Here is a 23,595-nt window from a genome sequence, read left to right as displayed (position 1 = left end):
ACCTCTCCTTTGTAGAATGACTTTTCAAAAACCCGCCAGATACGTGGAATATTCGAGCATGGCTTTGACGGATGGGCGGATCTTGCTCTCACTCAGTGGTGTATTATCATTCTTGGATGGTTTGGAGTTGACTTCGAGCAGCCATACGCGTCCAGTGGTATCAAGGGCCAGATCAATACCGAGTTCACCAAAATGAGCAGGGATGGCACTCTCAATCCCTTTGGCGATATCCAGTGCTGCGGTGTGCAATCCTGCATATGCGGAAGCTTTGGCCGATCCGGACAACTGCGTTTTGGCAACCGCCTCTTTGACGGTGCTGAGGCTTCCACCTCTTGCCAGATTCGATACATAGTGACTCCCGCCCGCAATTCGTGCAACTATGGAGGTTACACTCCATTTACCTGTACGGTTCTTTTGCACGAGCGCGCGGAAATCCACGGGCCTGCCACTGTTGTCAATGAGAGTCAGCCCTTGTTGGATCTGATAACGTGTTGTTTTCATTTTCCCAGCCATACTGGCATACAGTTTATCCAGAGAAGCATACGTTTGTTTCCGGGTACCCCCAACGCCAGTCGCCAGAGTCAGGAAACTTCCGTCCGTCTGACGTGAGACCCGAATGATGCCTTTGCCCAAAGAACCGCGTACGGGCTTCAGAAATACAACCGGATGCCGGTTGCACATCGTCTTGAGCATGGTGGATGTTTTGAGCAAATGGGACTCGGGAAGAACTCGTTTAAGCGTTGAAATGGACTTGAGTGCGTCAAATACTTCGTTTTTGTCCAGAAACTTTTCATTGAAGGTTTGCGTGCCGTAGAGCGATTTTACTTCTTTCATAAAATGCTGTACGCTAGGTTTGTTCTCAAGCTTGCGGGACGTTAGCCGGTTATTGACGACGTCTGCTACAGGCAGAACAGTCTTTTTCCAGCCGTCATCATACACCCAGCCTTTCATATAACCCGTTACCGCTCCAATATCCTCCGGTGTGAAAAAGGATACATAGGCGCCTTGCTTACGGCAGGCGTTCACCAGTTCTTGACAGAACATCGTGATGGAGCCAAAGGGCCGATCGGGCTGATCGGGATAATCCTGGCTAACCAGTACACTGATGTAGGGTCCAAGGCGAAGGGTACGGCTGGCTGAACGATAGGATACCCTCAGGACCGAACGCGGAACGAGACCGGTCTTGCTGGCAACTGTCTGATTGATGCGCAGTCCATCATACCTTGGAACCGGAATGACAGTGACTTCGCGACGGAAAGAGCCAAATTGCAGCTGAAGCGGCCTTCCTGAAGGGATTTTAAGCGCCTTGAGCACCCCTTCGCCCAGCATGATGACGTCGTCCTGCAGGATGCCCGAGCCGGTAACCTGAATCGTTACTTTTTTAGTGGACATCACGGATCTCCTTCCGGGCGGCAACTTGATGTCTGATCTCGAAGTTGAACGGCATCTGAACATGGCATGTGCTTCATCATATGAGGACATATAACCCTTGGTGATTGACCCATATGGATTAAATGCATTTGATTTCGAGGCAGGATATCGACGGCCTGTTTCAGACCGCCTTTGTTTGACCGCGGAGAAAAGCGTGTATTAACACGGAAGAACAAACCAATCTGAGGAGGAATAATAGTGAACATTTATGACAAAGCCAATGATTTGGCCAAAGCACTGAGAGAAAGCAGCGAGGTGGAAGAGATTACTTCCGCGATGAAGCTGATTGAAGCGGATCCAGATGCAAAAGCAATGCTGGATAACTTTCGTGATCAACAAATGGAATTGCAACAACGTATGATGAGCGGGGATATGCCAGCTCCGGATGAGATGGAGAAAATGGAGAAACTGTTTGAAGTACTGAGTCTGAATCTGAACATCCGTCGTTTGTTTGATGCAGAGCGTCGTCTCAGTGTCATCATTGAAGACGTGAACAAAATTATTGCAGACAGCCTGGGTCATCTGTACGGTGGCGCTGAAGCGTAAAAAGGTAGTTCAAAAAGTCCACTTTTGATTACGAAGGATGAACACGTACCAAAAGGTTGTCTTGTTTTTTTACCTGAACCTTTCATATTAGCCCCTTACCGTTCATAGACTAGAATATAGAGTCGATCACGAACGAAGGAGCTGTGAATGGTGAAGAGGTTGAAAAAAGCAAAACATGTAATCTATCTGCTTATCGCGTTGTCGATGCTGGTCATTGCACTGCCGCGGATTTCCTTTGCTGGAGGAATGGACTGGGTTAATATTTTTGGCATCGTATGGGTGCTATTCTCCTTATTAATCGTTGGTGCACACCTACATTTTATTCTCGGTGTAGATGAAGAGAAGAAACGTGCACTGGAAGCCGTTCGCCGGGCGAAGCTGCGGCAGTGGGAGATGAAACTGCTGGACAAGCAGGAGCGGAGCGAGTCTGTATAAGGTTCTGTAGTAGATACAACATGAGAGACCGGAATCCCTTGACTTAAGGTGTCCGGTCTTTTTTGCTACATACAGGATTAGAGGATAATTAAGCGATTAAACTCAGAGGGGGAACCTTGTCTAGGAGAATGAGATGGGAGTGGGGTTATTTTCCTGAAGGCGTGTTATAATAGGTACAGAATAGTACAGATGCATCTTCGGGGGTGGTACAGTTGGACGGACAGGAAGAGAACGTCACGAAGCATGAACAGTTACTTCAACATATTGAACAACTGAAGGTTGGCAGCAAAATATCAGTGCGTGGACTTGCACGGGAACTAAGTGTAAGTGAAGGGACAGCTTACCGTGCCGTAAAAGAGGCGGAGAACTTCGGACTGGTCGTGACCAAGGAACGAATTGGAACCGTTCGGATTGAGAAGAGACCTCGCGGCATGTCGGAACAGTTGACCTTTGCTGATGTGGTGACCATTGTAGAGGGCCATGTGCTGGGTGGTAACGAAGGTCTAGCCAAACCGCTGCACAAGTATGTGATAGGTGCGATGAAAGAACAGGCGATGGCGCGTTATATTGACGCTGGGAGTCTGTTAATTGTGGGTAACCGTGAGGATGCGCACTCGCTTGCCCTTGAACAGGGAGCAGGTGTGTTGATTACGGGTGGGTTTGGAACCAGCCGTGAAGTAAGAATTATGGCTGACGAGCTTGGGCTACCGATTATTTCATCCCGACATGATACATTCACGGTGGCTTCCATGATTAACCGTGCGATCTTTGACCGGCTGATTAAGAAAAAAATCATGCTTGTTGAGGATATCATTGGTCAGAAACCTCGCTTGCAGGTATTGAAAGTCACGAGCTCAGCCGCAGATTTTCATATGCTGGTCTCGGAGACGGGTGAACATCGCTTTCCAGTCGTGGATGAATGGAACCGGGTCATTGGCATTGTCAGTCTGAAGGATGTCAGTGAGCTGACGGCGGATCAAAGTATTGAGAAATGTGTCGTTCGCCGCCCGATTACGGCGTCGCTGCAAACCTCTCTTGCTTCCGCTGCGCAAATTATGACCTGGGAGGGCATCGATTTTCTGCCAATCGTGGATCGCAACCGCAAACTGATTGCGTCCGTCACACGCAAGGAAGTGCTTCAGGCCATGCGGGATGCACAGAAGCAGCCTCAACTGGGAGAGACGTTTGATCATCTGATCTGGAACGGGTTTGCCGAGGAACGCGGTGATCAGAATGAACTGTTATTTCACGGATTCATCATTCCTCAGATGGCAACAGATCTGGGTACGATCTCCGAAGGGGTTCTGTTGAATGTGATGACACAGGCTGGCCGGCGGGCAGCATGGGATGTTACAGGGAACGACCATGTGGTGGATAATGTGACGACTTATTTTGTAAGGCCGGTACAGATTGAGGATCAGATTCTGGTTCGACCTGTAATTCTGGAAACCAGTCGTCGAACGTGCAAAATGGACATTGTGGTTACACGTGAAGGCAGTGTGGTATGCAAAGCTGTAATGACATTGCAGTCCATTGACCACGCCTAGCAAATTGTGTTGCCTCAGGTATAGACAAAGAGAGTACTCCCTCATGGAGAAGCTTTGCCGGGTTGCGTTGTAGCGCATTCTGGCTTCGCTTAATGAAGGGAAGTACTCTCTTTTTTTGCAGACATAATTATAGCGCTTCAACAAATCATGCAGATTGTCCGGAAGTTGTACCTGATCCGTTACTGGACCGTTGTTGAATCCGCGCATAATAACTGCGGTTACGTATTCCAGCAAATACATTATACGCACCCATAATCAGAAATAGCGCTTCCACAACCACAGATAAGGTGGAACCCGTGAAGACAAACATCAGGATCAGCGCAAGAACAACAAGCATGCCACCCATCCAGATATTCATCCACGAACGGTACAGACCGGCGCTGGTAGCATCCGAGCTTCTGTGTGAACGAATGCTGTTCAACGCTGCCAAAACCATGGCAACAGCAAAGATAGCGATTAGTACATATTTGAGTACATCAATGAACACAAAGACGCAGCTCCTTTTCTGGAAAGCATTTACTGCCCTTATTGTACCATGGAGAGATGCAGACAAGGGCAGTTTTTTGCTGTTACGCAGGAACATGCATGCGAATCTGTACCCAAACTTGCAGTACGCCTTCCATGACCAGCATCGTTTTGACCTGAACGGTGTATTCCTTTTCCCTGACCGAGTATACTTTCTGATTCAGCATGATTCGCGTCATTTTGCTATACTCGTCGATGTTGAATACATCTCTTCCGCGGAGCACCTCAAGTTCGTCTCCGAGCTTCTGTAACATCACTTTCAGAGAAGCCTCGTCTGGCCCCTTATCGGACTCTTCTGCACGGACCTTGATTTCCTTGATCACGGTTTGGCGTTTACTGTATTTTTTCAGCGTTTTGATATCCTCCTCATTCTGATGCAGCTGAAGCTGCAGCTCCTGATTGTTCAGCCACAACGCATTGTAACTCAGGTGAAATACCCCATTGTAGACGACACATCCAGCAATCATTCCCAGAACAAATACAGCAGTCATTCGCATCAGCGGGCGGTAACGGGAGAATGGCGGAACTCTCATGAACGCTGTTCCTGTCTCATATTAGCTCCGGCCTCCGCCGCACACCCACTTTACCAGTTCTGTTCCCATATGTGCGCCCATAAAAGCAGAGATCAGATACAGAATTTGTTTGACCGCTGGAGACAGGTTTCCATCCAGGAAATTGCTCTCGATGACACGCATGGGATCAATGGTGCCACCCACAGCAGCTGCGAGTGCCCATATCTTTATTTTCCCGGAAATATCGAGCATCGTCTGTGTTGGAGGCTGGAGAGAAATCACCGCTCCAATACCTCCGATCATCGCGCCACCCAGCACGATTCCAAACGCAATAAAGAAATCAAGAATGGCTTTGGACAAAAATGTGCTCACTGGCAACACCCCTTTCAGACCTAGCAGCACACCTCCTGTCTTCGGTCTGTCACAGGGGGAGCGGCTTGTACTTCTATTGTATGGGCGTGCCCCCGAACGTTATGATAAAATAGAATAATAAAGTCTCCTTTTAAGAGGTAGTCACGATTTTTTAAGGTGATTCCATTTTTTTATTTATTTAATTCATATATATGAGAAAGATAGAGCGGCAAACGGATCAGAAGATCCGATGCTGTGACTATCTGCGGCGAAAGGAAGAAAAAAACATGAGTTCTTTTGTGCATTTGCACGTTCACAGCGAATACAGTTTGCTGGACGGCGCTGCGCGTATTCCGGATCTCGTGAATAAGGCTGCAGATCTCGGAATGACAACACTGGCGCTAACCGACCATGGCGTAATGTATGGTGCAATTCCTTTTTATAAAGCATGTATTGAACGGGGGATCAAGCCGATTATCGGTTGCGAGGCATACATGACAGCTGGGTCCCGCAAAGAGCGGGGAAGCCGTAAGGATCAGCCGATTCATCATTTGATTCTGCTGGCCAAAAACATGACAGGTTACCGTAATCTCATGAAATTGTGCTCGATTGGACATCTCGAAGGTTTTCATTACAAACCACGTATCGATATGGAAAGTCTGGCTGTCCATCATGAGGGAATTATCTGTCTTAGCGCGTGTCTGGGGGGCGAGGTTCCTCAGCACTTATTGCATGGACGAGAGGAAGAAGCGCGGCGTGCGGCGTTGCGTTATAAAAATATCTTTGGTGAAGACTTCTATCTGGAGCTTCAGGATCATGGGCTTTCCGAGCAAAAAAGGGTGAATCCCCAGTTGATCAAACTGGCGGCTGAACTTGAGATTCCGCTTGTAGCGACGAATGATGCCCACTATCTGTCGGAAGGGGATGCGGAGCTTCAGGATGTGCTGATCTGTATCGGAACGGGCAAGACCGTGGATGATGAGAATCGGCTCCGTATTGGAACGAATCAGCTCTATCTGAAAAGTGAAGAAGAGATGGCCCGGTTGTTTCCTCATGTACCGGAAGCTCTGGCGAATACCGTCCGCATTGCGGAATCCTGTGAGTTGAAGCTGGAGTTCGGCAAATCGATTTTGCCGGAATACAGACCACTTCCCGATGGACTCAGTCCTTCGGCATATCTGCGTCAACTGTGCGAAGAAGGCATGGAGGAGCGTTACGCGCAGTCCACACGCTGGACAGACGAGGAGCTTCGATCCGAACTTGAACAACGGCTGGCCTATGAACTGGGTGTGATCGACAGTATGGGGTTCTCGGATTATTTCCTGATTGTCTGGGACTTTATCGCCTATGCGCATAAACAAGGCATTGTTACCGGCCCAGGCCGGGGCTCGTCGGCAGGAAGTCTGGTAGCCTACACGTTGCACATCACGGATGTTGATCCGATGAAATACAACCTGCTCTTCGAACGTTTTTTGAATCCCGAGCGGATCTCCATGCCGGATATTGATATTGACTTCAGCGATGAACGGCGGGATGAGGTCATTGATTATGTCGCGCATAAATATGGCAAAGCCCATGTCGCCCAGATTATTACCTTTGGAACGATGGCTGCCCGTGCAGCCGTACGGGATGTCGGACGAGCACTGAATGTGCCTTATGGCGAAGTGGACAAGGCCGCGAAACTGATTCCAGCGCAGCTTGGCATTAACATTGAACGGGCCATGGAAGCGACACCTGAGCTGAAGGCGCTGTATGAAACCAAGCCGAAAACCCGTGAGCTGTTGGATATGGCCATGAAGGTCGAGGGCATGCCACGTCATGCTTCGACGCATGCGGCGGGGGTGGTCATCTCCCGCGATCCGCTGACCGATGCGGTGCCGCTTCAGGAGGGCAGTGAAGGGACCGCGTTAACCCAATATTCCATGGAAAACCTGGAGTCGATAGGTTTGCTTAAGATGGACTTCCTTGGTCTGCGTACCCTCTCAATCATTGAGCGGTGTGTACGCTGGATTGGGGAACATGGAGAAGTTCCGGACTTCCGTCTTATTCCCGATGATGATGCTTTGACTTACGAGATGCTTGGCCGTGGTGACACGATGGGCATATTCCAACTGGAATCTGCCGGTGTACGCCGTGTGCTGAAAGATTTGAAGCCAAGTAGTTTTGAAGATGTGATCTCGGTACTTGCCTTGTATCGTCCGGGTCCGATGGAGTTCATATCCAAATACATTCAGGGTAAGCATGGACAGATCGAAGTGGATTACCCGCACGTGGATCTGGAGCCTATTCTGAAAGATACGTACGGGATCATCGTGTATCAGGAACAAATCATGCAGATTGCCTCCCGGATGGCGGGTTTCTCGCTGGGTGAAGCAGATTTGCTTCGTAGAGCGGTTTCCAAGAAGAAACGGGAAGTGCTGGATCTGGAGCGTGGACACTTTGTACAAGGCAGTTTGAAACAAGGGTATAGCGAGGAAGAGGCAGACCTGGTCTATGATATGATCGTCAAGTTTGCCAACTATGGTTTCCCGCGTGCTCACGCCGCGGCTTATGGTGTGCTTGCATTCCAGACGGCTTATCTAAAGGCGCATTATCCTGTGCACTTTATGGCATCCATGCTGACAGCTGTGATGGGCAGTCATCGGAAAGTGGCAGAGTACGTGGTGGAATGTCGGCGTATGGATATGGAGGTGCTTCCGCCGGATGTAAATGAGAGCGGTATTCTGTTTACGCCTGTATTTATACCATCCGGCAGCGCAGGCACCGGGGATCAGAGCATTGTATCGCAGCAGACTGCGGGAGCCGATGTAGAGAGTGACACCGGAAGCGTGACCGAAGAACATACCGCGAACGGTAACGGAAGTTCCTTCAGAGAAGAACACGTTCATGAGCATGAGCAGCATTCGGGACAAGCTGAATATGGTGAAGCACCTTTGCCGGATGATCCGGGTCCTGGCTCCGAAGAGGACAGTGGTGGATATGAGTGGCAGGCATCGACAGCCATGCCTGAAGCATCCGACAACCGGAAGGAACCGGAATTGGTGAAGGCTACCTCAAAGGGTGCAATTCGCTTCGGTCTGGCTGCTGTGAAAAATGTCGGTACCCAGGCCATGGAAAGCATTATGATCGTAAGGCAGGAGAGACCGTTCGACAGTCTGCTCGATTTTTGTCGTCGTGTGGATCTGCGTGTATGTAACAAACGTGTGATTGAATCGCTGATCCAGGCCGGAGCTTTTGACACATTACCCGGACACCGGGCCCAATTGCTGGCGATGCTGGATGAGACCGTTGAAGCCGCGTTGAAATGGCGCAAAGAACGTGAGGATCTGCAGATTCAATTGTTCGACTTTGTGGAGACGCCAAACTGGGAGATTGAATACCCGGAAATTCCTCCTTATTCCTCCGGGCAGCAACTGGAGCTGGAGCGTGAGTTGTTAGGCTTGTATCTCTCCGGGCATCCGCTGGATGACTATGAAGATGTGCTTGAATCGAGTGGGGCTGACCGGATCATGGAGCTGACCGAGGCGGCAGATGACACGATGGCGGTCGCTGCGGGTATGGTTGTGTCTGTGAAGTCAATTACGACGAAACAGGGCAAGGCCATGGCGTTCATGGAGCTGGAAGACCAGATCGAACGCTGCGAAGTGGTTCTCTTTCCCGAGGTATGGCGGCGTAGCCAGCAGCATGTCGGGAAAGGTGAACTGCTCGTCGTGCGTGCCAAAGTGCAGCAGCAGGACGAAGGGTTCAAGCTGCTGGCTGAGGAAGTGGTGCCGTTGTCACCAGCGGCACTGGAGCAGCAGCTGCGCAGCCGTGACCGGCGCGGCAAGCCCGGCAGCGGCAGCTCTTCGCGCCCGGCGCCATCGGCTTCGCCGCGGCGGCCAGCGAGCGCAGGAGCCGAAGCGCAGCGCAGCAGCGCAGGCGGGGATGCTTCCGCTGCGCGCAGCAGCGGGAGCCACGGCTCGGCAGCGACGCGCAGCGATGCGGCTTCCCGGCCTGGCGGTGCCGCTGAAGCGGCCGGCAGGCCGGCGCAGAGCCGCGAACCGCGGGCGGTGGAGCAGCGGGTGTTCGTGAAGATTGCCCCGCATGCGGAGAAGCCTGAGCTTCTGGCACGTCTGAAGCAGCTGCTTCAGGAGCACCCTGGACCTGTTGCGACGGTGCTCTTCTATGAGCAGCAACAGAAGCTGCTTGCACTGAGTGATGCCTACCGAATTAAACCATCACCAACCTTGTTCTCCGATATGGAGAAGATGCTGGGTGAAGGCACGGTCAAAATTAAATGAGCGGTTATGGTTATCACGTAAGTGATCGTTCTATTCCATAATATGAAACCTGTTTGGCTAAATGCTGAACAGGTTTTTTGTGATCGTTGTATCGCGGTCCTGATTTCACCATCCGCACATTTTATGAACATTTTAACAGGTTGCTGCATACACTTGAGAACACCGAAGGACCGAGTGGTCCTCGGGGTATTGATGCGGGAGGTCGAGATATGTCATATGAAATCGTAGAAGCCATGCTGGCCCGGCGCGGGGTACAGATTGATGCAATCGCCGCAATTGTATACCGTCTGCAAAAAGGGTACCACCCCGAACTGACTTTGGACGACTGTGTTACCAGCGTGAAATCCGTTCTGCAGAAACGAGAGGTGCAATATACGCTTTATACAGGTATTGCTCTCGACGAACTTGCGGAGAAGCGACTCTTGCCCCAACCGTTACAAGCTATTATGGAAGCGGATGAATCCCTGTATGGAGTGGACGAGACTCTGGCCCTCGGCATTACTCATGTGTATGGTATGATTGGTTTAACCAGCTTTGGTTATCTGGATAAAGAAAAAATAGGTGTCATTCATGATTTGAACGAACATGCAACAGCCATTCATGTCTTTTTGGATGACCTGGTTGCAGGGGTGGCCGCTGCAGCTTCCGCCCGGATTGCACACAAAAATATTAAAGCCAAAAAATACCCCTCAGACCTTTAACCCCCTGTATTTCCATGCCTGGATGCCGTGATCAATCTAATGACTCACATGAAGGTCTCCAAGGGCGGCTGACGCTGCCCTGATACGTTTAGGGCTGCGTATGGAAGAAGTATCAATAAGAAGATTTCGTCAACCATATGAGTTATTTGTGGGGGACTAATGTCCCTCATGATCCCAAATTCTCCCCCAAGGTCCCGAACCCTTTCTTGCAGAAAAAAAGTGAGGTATGTTATCATTAGTCCAATATACGGGCTCTGAACATTAGCTTAGGGGGCGGACAAGGCATGTGGACGGTGATTTACATTGCGCCGACAGCAAAGGTTGCGGACAAGATTAAGACCAGGCTTTCGGAAGAAGGTTTTCTGGTACAGACCCGTCCCATCAGTTTATCCAAGCAGCAATTTGAGATTCGCGTCCCTTCTGGGGAATTGGAAGAGGTCCAGGAAGTGTTGAATTCCATTCTGCATTCCTGATTCGTTCGACATCGACGTGCCTTGGCAGAGGAAGAAGTACCATCGGTACATAAGGGACTAACCGCGTAAGCGGAGAGAGGAATCGACTTGCATGTATTGTATGCTGCTGTCCTTCCTTCTTTTTTTGTTAGGACTAGGACCGACCTGGTTGCTCCCGGAGACCCTACCTAGATAGATTCAAAACATCGGCGCAACAATCTTTCGGTTATTGCAGGTAATATCAATCGTGCTGACAGAAGCCGCTGATCCTTGCCCTGTACCGGCGGATTTTTTTGTTGTGAATGCTGGACAAGGCCCATGGCAGCGTGTGGGTCGTAAGCGGTTTACCGTAGCACGCGGATGAAGCTGTCACAAGCAGCGCACTGCAGGTTGCGGCCATCAAATCAACGGCTGGAGAGGTGTAGTTGTGTTCAAAGATATATTCCAGAAGAAACGGAAGTACGCTACCATACCTTCCGAGCGTGCACTTCCCGGCGAAGGCCAGGAAGTCCTAGAACGCCCAAAACGTGAAATACCTGAAGGGCTTATGAACAAGTGCAGCAAATGCGGCACCATTCAATATAGCAAGGAATTGGAGAAAAATCTGAAAGTATGTCCTGCCTGTGGTTACCATATGCGTCTTAACGCTATGGAGCGCATTGCTATGGTACTTGATGATCAAGGGTTTGTTGAGTTTGACGCTGATATGATATCAGTTGATCCGCTTGGCTTTCCTGGATATAGCAACAAATTGGAACAACAACGTCTGAAATCGGGCCTGAAGGAAGCGGTAATTACAGGGGAAGGTACCATTGAGGGCCTGCCTGTAGTTGTGGCTGTCATGAGCTTTGATTTCTTCACAGGCAGCATGGGTTCGGTTGTAGGGGAGAAAATTACCCGTGCCATTGAGCATGCAACAGAGAAGCGCTTGCCAATGATCATTTTCTCCACATCAGGTGGTGCCCGGATGCAGGAGAGTATTCTCAGCCTCATGCAAATGGCCAAGACAAGCGCAGCTTTATCCCGTTTGGATGAACAGGGTGGGCTGTACATTTCGGTTATCACGGACCCGACGACAGGTGGAGTCTCGGCAAGTTTTGCGAGTCTGGGCGATATTAATATTGCCGAACCTGGCGCTGTGTTTGGTTTTGCCGGCAGAATCGTTATTGAACAGACCATCCGTCAGAAGTTACCTGATGATTTCCAGACGGCTGAATTTAATATGCAGCACGGTCAGCTGGACATGGTTGTGCACCGGAAAGAACTCCGGGCCACTCTTGGCAAGCTTCTGGATATGCATAGTGAAAAAGGAGGGGTCTAAATGGCGGGTGAGTTGCCATATGAAGCGCCTCTGGTTGAGATGCGCAAAAAGATTGATGAACTCGTACAGTTTGGACAGGAAAAAGGGATCGACTTCACGGACGAGATTGCCCGCCTGGAAGAACGTTACCATAGACTTGAAGAAGAGATTTACACTGGCATAACGGCAGCACAGAAAATGCATCTGGCCCGGCACCAGCAGCGCCCAACGGCGCTAGATCTGATTCAATTGATATTTACGGACTTCATTGAGCTGCACGGTGATCGCATGTTCGGAGACGATCTTGCGGTTGTTGGCGGGCTTGCCAAATTGAATGGAAAGACAGTAACGGTAATCGGACAACAGCGGGGGAAAGATACGAAGGATAACATCGCCCGCTTTTTCGGCAGCGCTCATCCGGAAGGTTTCCGAAAAGGACTTCGTCTGATGAAACAAGCGAACAAATTTGGCCGTCCCATTATTACGTTTATTGATACTAAAGGGGCGTATCCGGGTAATACTGCAGAAGAGAGAGGTCAATCGGAAGCTATTGCTCGCAACCTGATGGAAATGGCGAAGCTTTCGGTTCCTGTTATAGTTGTGGTCATCGGCGAAGGTGGAAGCGGCGGTGCTCTCGCTATGGCTGTGGGTAATCGTGTGTTGATGCTGGAACATGCAATCTATTCTGCGATCTCTCCGAACGGGGCTGCTTCGATTCTCTGGAAGGATGCATCCAAGGCAGATCAAGCGGCTGAAGCGATGAAAATAACAGCCAAGGACCTTCTGGAGATGGAAGTTATTGAAGAGATCGTGCCCGAGCCACGCGGCGGTGCTCATCGGGATTATGAAGCGTCTGCTGCTTTCATCAGTGAAGCTTTGATTCGTCATCTCGACGAGATGAAGGGTTGGAGCGGGGATCAGCTGAAACAGGATCGGTATGAGAAATTCCGTAAAATTGGATCGGTCACGTTTGAACCTCAAGCATCCATTGAAGCTTCTCAAGAGCTTGTAGAAGTAGATGCTGCGAGTAATTTGTCGGGAAATGTTGAATAGTGTGACGAATTTCCTATACAAATGAGCAAAAGTATAGTAAATTTAATAGTTGGAAAAAGAAAAATAGATAAAGAGTAATACCTTTAAAATCGGAGGAAACCCAAAATGCGTAAAACGAAAATTGTATGTACCATTGGTCCATCCAGTGAATCTCTGGAGAACACCAAAAAATTGATTATGGCCGGTATGAATGTGGCCCGTCTGAACTTCTCCCACGGTGATTTCGATGAGCACGGCGGACGGATCATTGCGATTCGCCAAGCATGCGAAGAGTTGAACAAAACAGTAGCGATCTTGCTGGACACCAAAGGACCGGAAATTCGGACTGGTAAACTCGAAGTAGAACCGATCGAATTGGTTCAAGACGAGTACATCACTTTGACAACAGAAGAAATTCTTGGAACCAAAGAACGTCTTTCCATTACGTATACAGATCTTCCGAATGATGTTGAACCGGGATCTACAATTCTGATCGACGACGGTCTGATCGGACTGACTGTGGTGGAAGTGCAAGGCACCGAGATCAAATGCCGTATCGTTAACGGCGGATCGATCAAAAGCAAAAAAGGTGTTAACGTTCCGGGCGTTGCCATTTCTCTGCCGGGTATCACCGAAAAAGACGCTAACGATATCGTATTTGGTATTGAGCAAGGTGTTGATTTCATCGCGGCTTCTTTTGTACGTAAAGCGAGTGACGTACTTGAGATTCGTGAATTGCTTGAAAAACACAATGCTGGACATATCCAAATCATCTCCAAAATTGAAAACCAACAAGGTGTCGATAACCTCGATGAGATCCTTGAAGTTTCTGACGGCCTGATGGTTGCTCGTGGAGACCTGGGTGTTGAGATTCCTGCGGAAGAAGTACCATTGGTACAAAAACGCATGATCGAAAAATGTAATGTTGCAGGTAAACCGGTAATCACAGCTACACAAATGTTGGATTCCATGCAGCGTAACCCACGTCCAACACGTGCTGAAGCAAGTGACGTGGCGAATGCGATCTTTGATGGTACGGACGCAATCATGTTGTCTGGTGAGACAGCTGCGGGTAAATACCCGGTTGAATCCGTTCTGACCATGTCCCGTATTGCTGAAAAAGCAGAATCGGCTCTGCCTTACCAAGAGCTGTATCTGAAGCAACGTGTTGCTCAACAAACAACTGTTACGGAAGCAATCAGCCAATCAGTTGCCCTTTCAGCTCAAGATTTGAACGCAAAAGCGATCATCACTTCAACTGAATCAGGACACACTGCACGCATGATTTCCAAGTACCGTCCAGAATCTCCAATCATCGCTGTAACTACGGAAGACAGAACTTCCCGTCGTTTGGCTCTGGCTTGGGGTGTAACTCCTGTCAAAGGAAGACTGGTTGATTCTACGGATGCTTTGTTCGAAAACGCAATTGAAGGCGGCGTAAAATCCGGACTGGTTAAAGAAGGAGACCTGGTTGTGATCACAGCAGGTGTACCTTTGGGTCGTTCCGGTTCTACCAACCTGATTAAAGTAAGCCAAATTCCAAACAACGCTTAATAGCGTCTTGGATGGAGAAGCAACAGGAAAGAAGCAATGGGGCGTTATTGTCCCGTTGCTTTTTTTCCATCTTATTGACACTTTACAACGAGGTAACACGTATGAATGTTAGAGCGAAGGAGGCCGATCACGTGCGAGAACAGATCAATGGTAGCTGGTATGCGGCACGTCTTCGTGTACGCTATCAAGAAAGTGACCAGATGGGCGTGGTCTACCACGCGAACTATTTGAATTGGTTTGAAATCGGTCGAACTGAGATGATTCGCCAAATGGGGTATACATATCGTAAAATGGAGGAACAGGGGTTACTGCTTCCCGTAACCGGACTGGATGTGAAATATCACAAGCCTGCTCGATATGATGATGAGATTATCATTTTCACCCGTATTGCTGCATTTAGTGGTCTGCGACTGAACTATGAGTATGACATAAGACGCATGTCTGAAGAACCTGATGAGCATATGGCGATTGGAGAACGGGTATGGTCAGCTGATGAATCGCTCCCCGGAGAACGGCTGGTTACAGGTTCTACCCAGCATGTGTGGGTAAATGGAGACTGGAAGCCAGTTCGGCTGGATAAGGCAGCCTCTGAGCTATACAGCGCGCTTGAAAAGGTGTGGCTTTCGGGAAAGGGGTAATACGTCAATGCGAAAATGGATGTGGGCTTTACTCTTAATCATTCCGGTGATTGAACTATTTGGTTTTATTCTGATGAGTGACTGGATCGGAGCCGGAAAGACATTGCTTCTTATGATTCTCACGTCCTTGATTGGTATAGCAATGTTGCAGTTTGAAGGGCGAAAAGTACTTGTGGACGCCAAATCCGAGATGGAGCGTGGCAAGGTACCTGGAAGAAAAATGGTCGATGGCCTTTTTATTTTTGTCGGTGGTTTCTTGCTCTTGATTCCAGGTTTTGTAACGGATCTGATCGGGTTTACACTGATATTTCCATTAACACGTCCGGTTTATCGTCTGTTCTTCCTGGGATGGCTGGAGAAAAAAATGAAAAGTGGCAAAATTACGTTTTATCGTCGTCCGAAATGAAACACCAGTTGTTTTGCATAATGAAAAAGGCTCCGCTCAGCAGATGATTTCTGTTGAACGAAGCCTTTTTCTATTTTCCCTGCGTGCTTATAAGATGGTGTCTCATCGGACACGTCCGTTGATGATATACGTTCGGAGGTCGCGTAATACGTTAGCCCGATTGAACGCATCGAGAATCACGAGACTGACAGGGCCAATAATTAAGCCCAGAACACCGAACAACTTCAAACCCACGAACATGCCAACCAATGTGGCGAGTGGGTCGAGCCCTACACTACTTGCAAGTACCTTCGGTTCAATAATCTGACGGGCAATTAGTAAAATCAGATAGATAATACTAATGCCAATGCCCAGATACAGATCCCCGTTCATAAAAAGGTATGCAGCCCAAGGTACCATGACCAGACCAACACCAAGGTAAGGAAGCAGATCGACGAGACCGATAAATAGAGCGATGGTAAAGGCTGACTTCACTTGTAATATAAGCAGTCCAATCATGACAAATAGTGCTGTAATTGAGATCATGATTAATTGTGCTCTTACATACCCAAACAAGGCCTTTTTCAGGTCAGTCCATATATCTGATATTGGCTTGCGAATGGAGGAGGGTACCCAGCCCGATACGGTGATGCTATGCCGGGTCCAACTCTTGCTGATGAAGAATGTAGACAGCAGAACAACAATTAACACCGCGCCCATGTTGGGCAGGGAAGTCAGGAGACTCAGAACCATATTGAAAAATCCGGTGACCAGATCCGTCACGGCTGTACCTACCGTTTCTGTCGTTTTGCTAATATTGCTGTTGATGGTTTCCTGGTAATTGGGATTCTCTTTGTAAAATTCATTGATCTGCCCAATCAAACTCTGAATGGTGTCATTCTGGGTCCAGCGCACAAATGTGTCCTTGATCTCATCCACATGAAGATCAAAGCTTGTCGTAAGGGAAATGACTTCTTTTACCATGCGGGTAATCGCCGCTGACAGCACCACCGCAATGGCACCAAAATAAACGATCAATGAAAGAGTCACAGCCAGCCAGCGGGGGAACCGTGCTCGATGCTGAAGCAGTTTCACTAATGGATTCATGGCATAAGCGATGATCCAGGCAATCGCAAAAGGATACAGAAGCGGGAACAGCAAGTATATGGCAACAGCGATCAGAATGGTCGCAATGATAACCCATAAGCCGCGGAGCAGACGTTTCAGTATAATTTTATCCAAGCATCAACTCTCCTTATTTCAATTAAGCCGACCTATGTATGATCTATAAAACAGTATTAAGAATAGATGGCTATCTTAATTAATATAGAGCATTTACCACGTTTTGAAACGCTGGAAGGTTACCAGAGCTCGTTTAAGAGCTAACATTTTGAGCAATCTCCTCCGGGATTCTTTCTTTTGCCTAGAGTATGCCTTAGTATTACAGAATATAGCAATATAAAGTTCTTCATACGACAGAATTGTTTAAAAAACATTAAATGTCAACCTTGTTTTTGTAAAGGCTTTCAAAAATGCTTTATCGGTCCGATAAAGAAGTTTGATGTGCGAATGAACTCTCATCATGTTCACATAAACGACAAAATCCAGTATGATGTTATAAGTAAATACCGATTGACAGATAGGAAAACCGCTTTTTGAAATATTTGTTAATTTTAAAATGAAAATGTTTACAAAAAGAGGATAGGTGCACTTTGGCACTTATATGCACTCTGGAATGGTCCCTGATTTCGCTTATTAAAGGAGAGATGTAATATGACAGCTACCAAAGGTCTGGAAGGCATCGTTGCAACAACCTCTTCGATCAGTTCTATTGTAGACGGTGTGCTCACATACCGTGGTTACGATATCGACGATTTGGCTGAACATGCCAGCTTTGAAGAAGTTGCCTATTTGTTGTGGTTTGGTAAATTGCCAACAACGGATGAACTGAAATCCCTTCGTAAAAGCCTGAGCGATTACGCGCCGATTCCGAGCGAGTTGATTGCACAAATCCAATTGTATCCGAAAAACGTCAGTACCATGGCAGCACTTCGTTCCGCTGTCTCTGCACTTGCACTGTACGACGAGCAAGCTGATGAGATGACAACAGAAGCGAATGAGAACAAAGCGGTTAAGTTGCAAGCACAATTGCCAACGATTGTGGCAGCCATCGCCCGTATCCGTCAGGGCAAAGAACCTGTGGCTCCAAAAGAAGGCGCTTCCATCGCAGAGAACTTTTTATATATGATGACTGGTGAAGAACCATCCGAGACCGCAGTGAAAGCATTGGACCAAGCCCTTGTCCTGCATGCGGATCACGAGTTGAATGCTTCGACATTTGCAGCCCGTGTAACGGTTGCTACGCTGTCGGATATCTATTCCGGTGTAACTTCCGCCATTGGCGCACTGAAGGGACCACTGCATGGTGGTGCTAACGAAGCCGTTATGAAAATGTTGAATGAGATCGGTACGCCTGATCGTCTTGAAGCGGCAATTCAGGAAAAATTGAATAATCGTGAAAAGATCATGGGCTTTGGACATCGGGTGTACAAAAACGGTGATCCGCGTGCCAAACATCTACAGAAGATGTCCAGAGAACTTGGCGAGATGAACAATGATACGCGCCTGTACGATATGTCAGTGAAGATCGAGGAACTGGTTACAGGACAAAAAGGATTGAAGCCTAACGTAGACTTCTATTCTGCTTCTGTATATACCCAACTGGAGATCGAACAGGAATTGTTCACTCCGATCTTTGCTATCAGCCGGGTGTCTGGATGGACTGCGCATATTTTGGAACAGCTTGCGGACAATCGCATCATTCGTCCACGTGCGGAGTACACTGGCCCTACAGAACAGAAATACGTTTCTATTGAACTTCGCTAATAGCCACAAAAACAGTATAATAATATGGACGAGGTGAAGGGTTGGAAAGTAGAGGCGTTACTAGCTTAAGCTCTCAGGACCCTTCTCTCCACAAGACTAGTGGTATGATGAATACTGCATATATGAAACCTAGGAGGAATTTTAACTATGAAATTAGAAAAATTTGCTCACCCAACTGAAGGCGAAAAAATTCAAATTGATAACGGTACACTTCAAGTACCTAGCAACCCAATCATTCCATTTATCGAAGGTGACGGTACAGGCCGTGATATCTGGAAAGCTTCCAAACGTGTATTGGATGCAGCTGTTGAAAAAGCCTATGATGGCAACAAAAAAATCGCATGGTATGAAGTGTTTGCTGGACAAAAAGCATTCGATACATACGGTGAGTGGTTGCCGAATGATACATTGGAAGCCATTCGTGAGTATATCGTAGCGATCAAAGGACCATTGACTACACCAATCGGTGGCGGTATCCGTTCCCTGAACGTAGCCTTGCGTCAAGAGCTTGACCTCTACACTTGCTTGCGTCCTGTTCGTTATTTCGACGGTGTACCTTCTCCGGTTAAACGTCCTGAGCTGGTAGACATGGTTATTTTCCGTGAGAATACGGAAGATATCTATGCAGGAATCGAGTATGCTGAAGGTTCTGAAGAAGTGAAAAAAGTGATCCAGTTCCTGCAACAGGAGATGGGTGCTAACAAAATTCGTTTCCCTGAAACTTCCGGTATTGGTATCAAGCCAGTTTCTTCCGAAGGTTCAAAACGTTTGGTACGTGCAGCAATTCAATACGCAATTGGTCATAACCGTAAGAGTGTTACCTTGGTACACAAAGGTAATATCATGAAATTTACCGAAGGTGCCTTCAAAAACTGGGGATACGAAGTGGCTGAAGAAGAGTTCGCTGACAAAGTATTCACATGGGCACAATATGACATCATCAAAGATAACGAAGGTACAGATGCAGCGAATGCAGCACAAAAAGCCGCTGAAGATGCTGGTAAAATCATCGTAAAAGATGCGATTGCCGATATCGCTCTGCAACAAGTATTGACTCGTCCAGGCGAATTCGATGTGATCGCAACATTGAACCTGAACGGTGACTATCTGTCCGATGCACTTGCAGCGCAAGTTGGCGGAATTGGTATCGCTCCTGGAGCGAACATCAACTACGTAACAGGACATGCTATCTTCGAAGCAACTCACGGTACTGCACCTAAATATGCGGACAAAGATGTCGTGAACCCTGGTTCCGTTATTCTGTCCGGAGTAATGTTGCTTGAGCACTTGGGATGGCAAGAAGCAGCTAACCTGATCTACAAAGGTATGGAAACATCCATTAACAATAAAACAGTAACGTATGACTTTGCACGTCTGATGGACGGCGCTACTGAAGTAAAATGTTCTGAATTCGCGGATCAAATCATTAAAAACCTGTAAGGGGAGATGTGAATCTTGACTATTCAGCGCAAAAAAATCACAGTAGTCGGCGCCGGTTTTACCGGTGCCACGACCGCATTAATGCTTGCCCAAAAAGAACTCGGGGATGTTGTGCTGGTTGATATTCCTCAGCTGGAGAACCCGACGAAGGGGAAAGCACTCGATATGATGGAGGCAAGTCCTGTTCAAGGATTTGACAGTCATATCGTCGGTACTTCCAACTACGAAGATACTGCAGGTTCTGAGATTGTAATCATCACCGCTGGTATCGCCCGTAAACCGGGTATGAGCCGTGACGATCTGGTCAATACGAATGCGGGTATCGTGAAGTCCGTTTGTGAAAATGTGAAAAAATATTGCCCTGATTCCATCGTCATTATTCTAAGCAACCCGGTAGATGCGATGACTTATGCAGCTTATCAGACCCTTGGTTTTCCTAAAAACCGTGTTATTGGTCAGTCAGGTGTTCTGGATACAGCACGTTATTGTACCTTCATTGCGCAAGAGTTGAACGTATCTGTTGAAGATGTTCGTGGATTCGTTCTTGGTGGTCACGGAGACGATATGGTGCCTCTCGTTCGTTATTCGAGCGTGGGCGGCATTCCGATCGATACGCTGATTCCGGCTGACCGGATCGAATCCATCGTGCAGCGCACCCGTGTTGGCGGTGGTGAGATTGTGAATCTGCTTGGTAACGGCAGTGCGTATTACGCACCGGCGGCTTCACTTGTTCAGATGACCGAAGCGATTTTGAAGGACAAGAAACGTATCATTCCAGTCATCGCGTATCTTGAAGGTGAATATGGCTATCATGATCTGTTCCTCGGTGTACCAACCATTCTGGGTGGTAACGGCATTGAGAAAATATTCGAGCTTGACCTGACAACGGAAGAAAAAGCAGGCTTGGATAAATCTGCTGATTCGGTTCGTAACGTCATTTCAGTAGTAAACCTGTAAGTTTGAGAACTTTTTGAACAGAAGCTAAAAGAAAACCTCCGGGTTACCGGAGGTTTTCTTTTCTTTGGATAAGATCCCCAGTATAATGGGATGTGATGTATAGCACACCGAAAATGTTGAGGAGGATGAAAATTTTGACAATGATTATGTATCTGCTCCATATTATTGGAGCACTGGCGATGGGATTTTATTTGATTCTGCCATTCGTGGTCGGTAAAATCCGTACTTTGAATGCTGCAGCACAAGAGGGAGCATTTGCATCGCTGCGTTCTTTGAACAAAGTCGCGCAGTATGGACTTGTAATCCAACTTCTAACAGGTGGTTACCTGATGACAAAAGGTGAGTATTCTCATGTCTGGATGGCTGTTGTTGTTGTCCTTCTCTTGGCCATTGCTGCTATTGGAGGAATTATGGGCAAACCGCTACGACTCGCTGCAGAAGGTGTGAAAAACAAGCGTGATGTAGGTCCTGAGCAAAGCAAGATCCGTATGTTCAGTACACTTCTGGCTGTATTCTTGCTTATCATGGTGTATCTGATGGTGAATAATCAGGTCATCTAAGTGCGTTGCGAACGGTTAATCTATCCTACAATGATGTATTAGTCTCCATTGCTTAAGCGTTTGCAAACGTAATTAGGACAAGCCGAATGGGATGTAAGATAGCGTTACGGGAAACAAATGAAAAATAGACAGCCACATCGGCTGTCTATTTTTGTTATTACCAAGTTGAATCAGCATTCCTTGTTTTATTTGAGTTGGTACTACACCAGTCTTTACCACACATATCATCGTCCATCAGACACGGTCTACATGGGTTAGGTTGCACTCACAGCATATGCACATACTGCATTTCGACCATTCCGCTTGGACTCATACAGCGCAGTATCAGCATCACGTAACAAGGATTCAAGCGAATCAATGCCTCCATTGTATTGGGAGATACCAAAGCTTGAGGTCAGCGTAATAGGATTTCCCTTAACATCTAGGGGGGAATTCAACAAGGCAACTCTCAGTTGCTCCGCGAGTTCTTCAGCTTCTTGAAGAGAGGTATCCGGAAGGGCGATAACGAATTCTTCTCCTCCATAACGGGCGAACAACATCTCAGGGCTCAAATATCGATTACATACAGAGACTACATGGATAATGGCCTGATCGCCTACATCATGTCCATAGGTATCATTGATGCGTTTAAAATAATCGATATCAAATAATATAAATGAAACAGGCTGCTGATTAAGACGAGCTTCGCTTAACATCTCCCGTCCTTTATGCAAAAAATGAGTGCGATTATAGATTTTGGTCAGACCATCGAAATAAGCCAGTTGTTTTAACTGTTCTTGCAAGAAACGTTGTTCTGTTATATCAATGAGCATAATGAGGCTACCCACGATCTGTGCATCCTTGTTATACACATAAGATGTTCTGACCTGATAACAGACGGTTTCACCTGCTAACTGCCAGTACAGATCCGTTTGCAATCCTTCCTTCTCGTATTGAACGGGAAAAGTCTCACCGGCAAGAGTAAGCCATATCTCATCCAAGGGTTGTCCAATCATGGTCAGGTTAAGCTCTGGCAGCATGTCACGAAGTGATCGATTGTAATCTACCAGACGATTGGAACTATCCAGTACAATAACTCCTTCGCGCATGCTCTCGAAAATACTGTCTTTAGCAATCGGCACGATGGTCAGGAGACGAGAGGATAGAATGGCCCAGATATACATCGCAGATGTAATACACATGAGAACCGGCACGGGGTCCATCCCACCAGGTGTCAAGCCAAGCAAATACAGAAAAGCTGCGACCATAGGAATAATCTGTGAAGTAATCAGTGTAAGTAATTGTCGACGGTACATCTTCTTGGTGTGTTTCCATTGACCGATCAGAATGAGGCAGGCACACAACAGACATGAGAACGTGAATGCGCCGTGTACAACATACCATTGACCTACTGCGATATCCATCAGAGGTACGGGACTATCTTCTCTCAGCCATACTTTCTTATAAAAAAGATGATGAAAATCATTGGTTGCTACCATACATAGTGTAATGGAAGGGATTACAAACAATGCGGCAGTGACCTTTTTGGATAACGTTTTTCCTGTATATTTTATCATCAACATGAGGCCAAGAGATGCGGAGAAGGGCATGCCTATATACTCCACGGTGGTCCAAAACTTCATCTGCTCCAGTGTGTTGCTGGCCAGCTCAATCGCATAACCAAACGTGTATATGGAGAGTGCTGCTGTGTAGAGGATGAATATTTTGGAGCTGGGGATCTCGGATCTTCTGAAATAGGTATATAAACACAAAAAGACATTCAGCACGGCTGAAGTGGCTACGAGTGTTATATATGAATTAATATGCGATTCCATTGTCAGGTCTCCATGTTAGATTAGGATGATTAAACCAGTAAAAATGATAGCTAAAGCACATCTGTATACTGTACATTGTACCTCAGCCCAAGCAGCATAGGAATACACTTTGTATCATGAAACAGTCTAATTTCGAATAAATTTCGAATTCTGGCAAAACAGGCTTTGAAGCAAATCGGTTGTTTGATCTCCAAAGAGCGTGGTAAATAACGAATAGAAGGTAGGACGCTGATTGAGACAGCACGCCGA

General features: G+C 47.5%; 21 protein-coding genes. 15 read left to right on the top strand and 6 right to left on the bottom strand.

Annotated features, from left to right (window positions below; all coding sequences use genetic code 11):
* Nucleotides 1-24: 24 nt before the first annotated feature.
* Nucleotides 25-1,392 (bottom strand): YheC/YheD family protein, encoded by a 1,368-nt coding sequence (locus MKY73_RS20200; protein WP_339240986.1) that lies wholly within the window; start codon nt 1,390-1,392, stop codon nt 25-27.
* Between the two features lie 237 nt (nt 1,393-1,629).
* On the opposite strand from MKY73_RS20200, the gene MKY73_RS20195 reads away from it, so the two are divergent.
* The 3 genes from MKY73_RS20195 to MKY73_RS20185 all read left to right on the top strand — a co-directional run bounded on the left by MKY73_RS20195 (nt 1,630) and on the right by MKY73_RS20185 (nt 3,959).
* Nucleotides 1,630-1,977: a YlbF family regulator gene (locus MKY73_RS20195; protein WP_036609862.1), complete on the top strand. Its 348-nt coding sequence runs from the start codon at nt 1,630-1,632 to the stop codon at nt 1,975-1,977.
* 150 nt (nt 1,978-2,127) lie between these two features.
* Nucleotides 2,128-2,412, top strand: coding sequence for a hypothetical protein (locus tag MKY73_RS20190; RefSeq protein WP_085981456.1), 285 nt, complete (start codon nt 2,128-2,130; stop codon nt 2,410-2,412).
* Nucleotides 2,413-2,624: 212 nt separating this feature from the next.
* Nucleotides 2,625-3,959 (top strand): DRTGG domain-containing protein, encoded by a 1,335-nt coding sequence (locus tag MKY73_RS20185; RefSeq protein WP_339303184.1) that lies wholly within the window; start codon nt 2,625-2,627, stop codon nt 3,957-3,959.
* A gap of 145 nt (nt 3,960-4,104) precedes the next feature.
* Here MKY73_RS20185 and MKY73_RS20180 read toward each other — a convergent pair whose 3' ends face one another.
* The 3 genes from MKY73_RS20180 to MKY73_RS20170 form a co-directional block, all read right to left on the bottom strand.
* On the bottom strand, nt 4,105-4,446 hold the full coding sequence (locus MKY73_RS20180) for a YtpI family protein (protein WP_339260124.1): 342 nt from the start codon (nt 4,444-4,446) through the stop codon (nt 4,105-4,107).
* 82 nt (nt 4,447-4,528) lie between these two features.
* A complete protein-coding gene (locus MKY73_RS20175) occupies nt 4,529-5,017 on the bottom strand; it encodes a hypothetical protein (protein ID WP_036609856.1) in 489 nt (162 codons plus the stop codon).
* A gap of 21 nt (nt 5,018-5,038) precedes the next feature.
* Nucleotides 5,039-5,368, bottom strand: a complete 330-nt coding sequence (locus MKY73_RS20170) for a YtrH family sporulation protein (protein ID WP_026081169.1) — start codon at nt 5,366-5,368, stop codon at nt 5,039-5,041.
* Between the two features lie 266 nt (nt 5,369-5,634).
* Here MKY73_RS20170 and MKY73_RS20165 point away from each other — a divergent pair, with 266 nt between their 5' ends.
* The 8 genes from MKY73_RS20165 (at nt 5,635) to MKY73_RS20130 (ending at nt 15,710) form a co-directional block, all read left to right on the top strand.
* Complete coding sequence (locus MKY73_RS20165; RefSeq protein ID WP_339303183.1) at nt 5,635-9,627, top strand: DNA polymerase III subunit alpha; 3,993 nt, start codon at nt 5,635-5,637, stop codon at nt 9,625-9,627.
* Between the two features lie 209 nt (nt 9,628-9,836).
* Nucleotides 9,837-10,328 carry a phosphatidylglycerophosphatase A gene (locus tag MKY73_RS20160; protein ID WP_339240994.1) on the top strand — a complete coding sequence of 164 codons (492 nt, stop codon included), beginning with the start codon at nt 9,837-9,839 and terminating at the stop codon, nt 10,326-10,328.
* 284 nt (nt 10,329-10,612) lie between these two features.
* The gene (locus MKY73_RS20155; RefSeq protein WP_339240996.1) at nt 10,613-10,801 is read left to right on the top strand and encodes a glutamate decarboxylase; all 189 of its coding nucleotides are present in this window, start codon (nt 10,613-10,615) and stop codon (nt 10,799-10,801) included.
* Between the two features lie 406 nt (nt 10,802-11,207).
* A complete protein-coding gene (gene accD, locus MKY73_RS20150; RefSeq protein ID WP_339240998.1) occupies nt 11,208-12,101 on the top strand; it encodes an acetyl-CoA carboxylase, carboxyltransferase subunit beta in 894 nt (297 codons plus the stop codon).
* Nucleotides 12,102-13,133: an acetyl-CoA carboxylase carboxyltransferase subunit alpha gene (locus MKY73_RS20145; protein ID WP_339303182.1), complete on the top strand. Its 1,032-nt coding sequence runs from the start codon at nt 12,102-12,104 to the stop codon at nt 13,131-13,133.
* Nucleotides 13,134-13,238: 105 nt separating this feature from the next.
* Nucleotides 13,239-14,666: a pyruvate kinase gene (gene pyk, locus MKY73_RS20140; protein WP_062833547.1), complete on the top strand. Its 1,428-nt coding sequence runs from the start codon at nt 13,239-13,241 to the stop codon at nt 14,664-14,666.
* Nucleotides 14,667-14,797: 131 nt separating this feature from the next.
* On the top strand, nt 14,798-15,304 hold the full coding sequence (locus MKY73_RS20135; RefSeq protein ID WP_339241003.1) for a thioesterase family protein: 507 nt from the start codon (nt 14,798-14,800) through the stop codon (nt 15,302-15,304).
* Nucleotides 15,305-15,311: 7 nt separating this feature from the next.
* Entirely contained in the window at nt 15,312-15,710 is a 399-nt protein-coding gene (locus tag MKY73_RS20130; RefSeq protein WP_076209101.1) for an FxsA family protein, read from the top strand.
* A 102-nt stretch (nt 15,711-15,812) separates the two neighbouring features.
* On the opposite strand, the gene ytvI is transcribed toward MKY73_RS20130, so the two are convergent.
* Nucleotides 15,813-16,931, bottom strand: coding sequence for a sporulation integral membrane protein YtvI (gene ytvI / locus MKY73_RS20125; RefSeq protein ID WP_339303181.1), 1,119 nt, complete (start codon nt 16,929-16,931; stop codon nt 15,813-15,815).
* A gap of 531 nt (nt 16,932-17,462) precedes the next feature.
* Between ytvI and citZ the strand changes: the two genes are divergently transcribed.
* From citZ to MKY73_RS20105, 4 genes are all read left to right on the top strand, one after another.
* Nucleotides 17,463-18,575 (top strand): citrate synthase, encoded by a 1,113-nt coding sequence (gene citZ, locus MKY73_RS20120; protein ID WP_339241009.1) that lies wholly within the window; start codon nt 17,463-17,465, stop codon nt 18,573-18,575.
* Nucleotides 18,576-18,722: 147 nt separating this feature from the next.
* Nucleotides 18,723-20,015 (top strand): NADP-dependent isocitrate dehydrogenase, encoded by a 1,293-nt coding sequence (gene icd / locus MKY73_RS20115; RefSeq protein WP_339303180.1) that lies wholly within the window; start codon nt 18,723-18,725, stop codon nt 20,013-20,015.
* A 15-nt stretch (nt 20,016-20,030) separates the two neighbouring features.
* Nucleotides 20,031-20,972 (top strand): malate dehydrogenase, encoded by a 942-nt coding sequence (mdh, locus tag MKY73_RS20110; protein ID WP_150365727.1) that lies wholly within the window; start codon nt 20,031-20,033, stop codon nt 20,970-20,972.
* A gap of 134 nt (nt 20,973-21,106) precedes the next feature.
* Nucleotides 21,107-21,532 (top strand): hypothetical protein, encoded by a 426-nt coding sequence (locus tag MKY73_RS20105; protein WP_124113831.1) that lies wholly within the window; start codon nt 21,107-21,109, stop codon nt 21,530-21,532.
* Between the two features lie 254 nt (nt 21,533-21,786).
* Here the strand turns inward: MKY73_RS20105 and MKY73_RS20100 are convergent, their stop codons facing one another.
* The gene (locus MKY73_RS20100) at nt 21,787-23,346 is read right to left on the bottom strand and encodes a histidine kinase N-terminal 7TM domain-containing protein (RefSeq protein WP_339303179.1); all 1,560 of its coding nucleotides are present in this window, start codon (nt 23,344-23,346) and stop codon (nt 21,787-21,789) included.
* Nucleotides 23,347-23,595 lie beyond the last annotated feature (249 nt).

This window comes from Paenibacillus sp. FSL R5-0519, from assembly GCF_037974275.1.
In the GTDB taxonomy this organism is placed as follows: domain Bacteria; phylum Bacillota; class Bacilli; order Paenibacillales; family Paenibacillaceae; genus Paenibacillus.
This window is presented reverse-complemented; position numbering and strand designations above follow the sequence as displayed.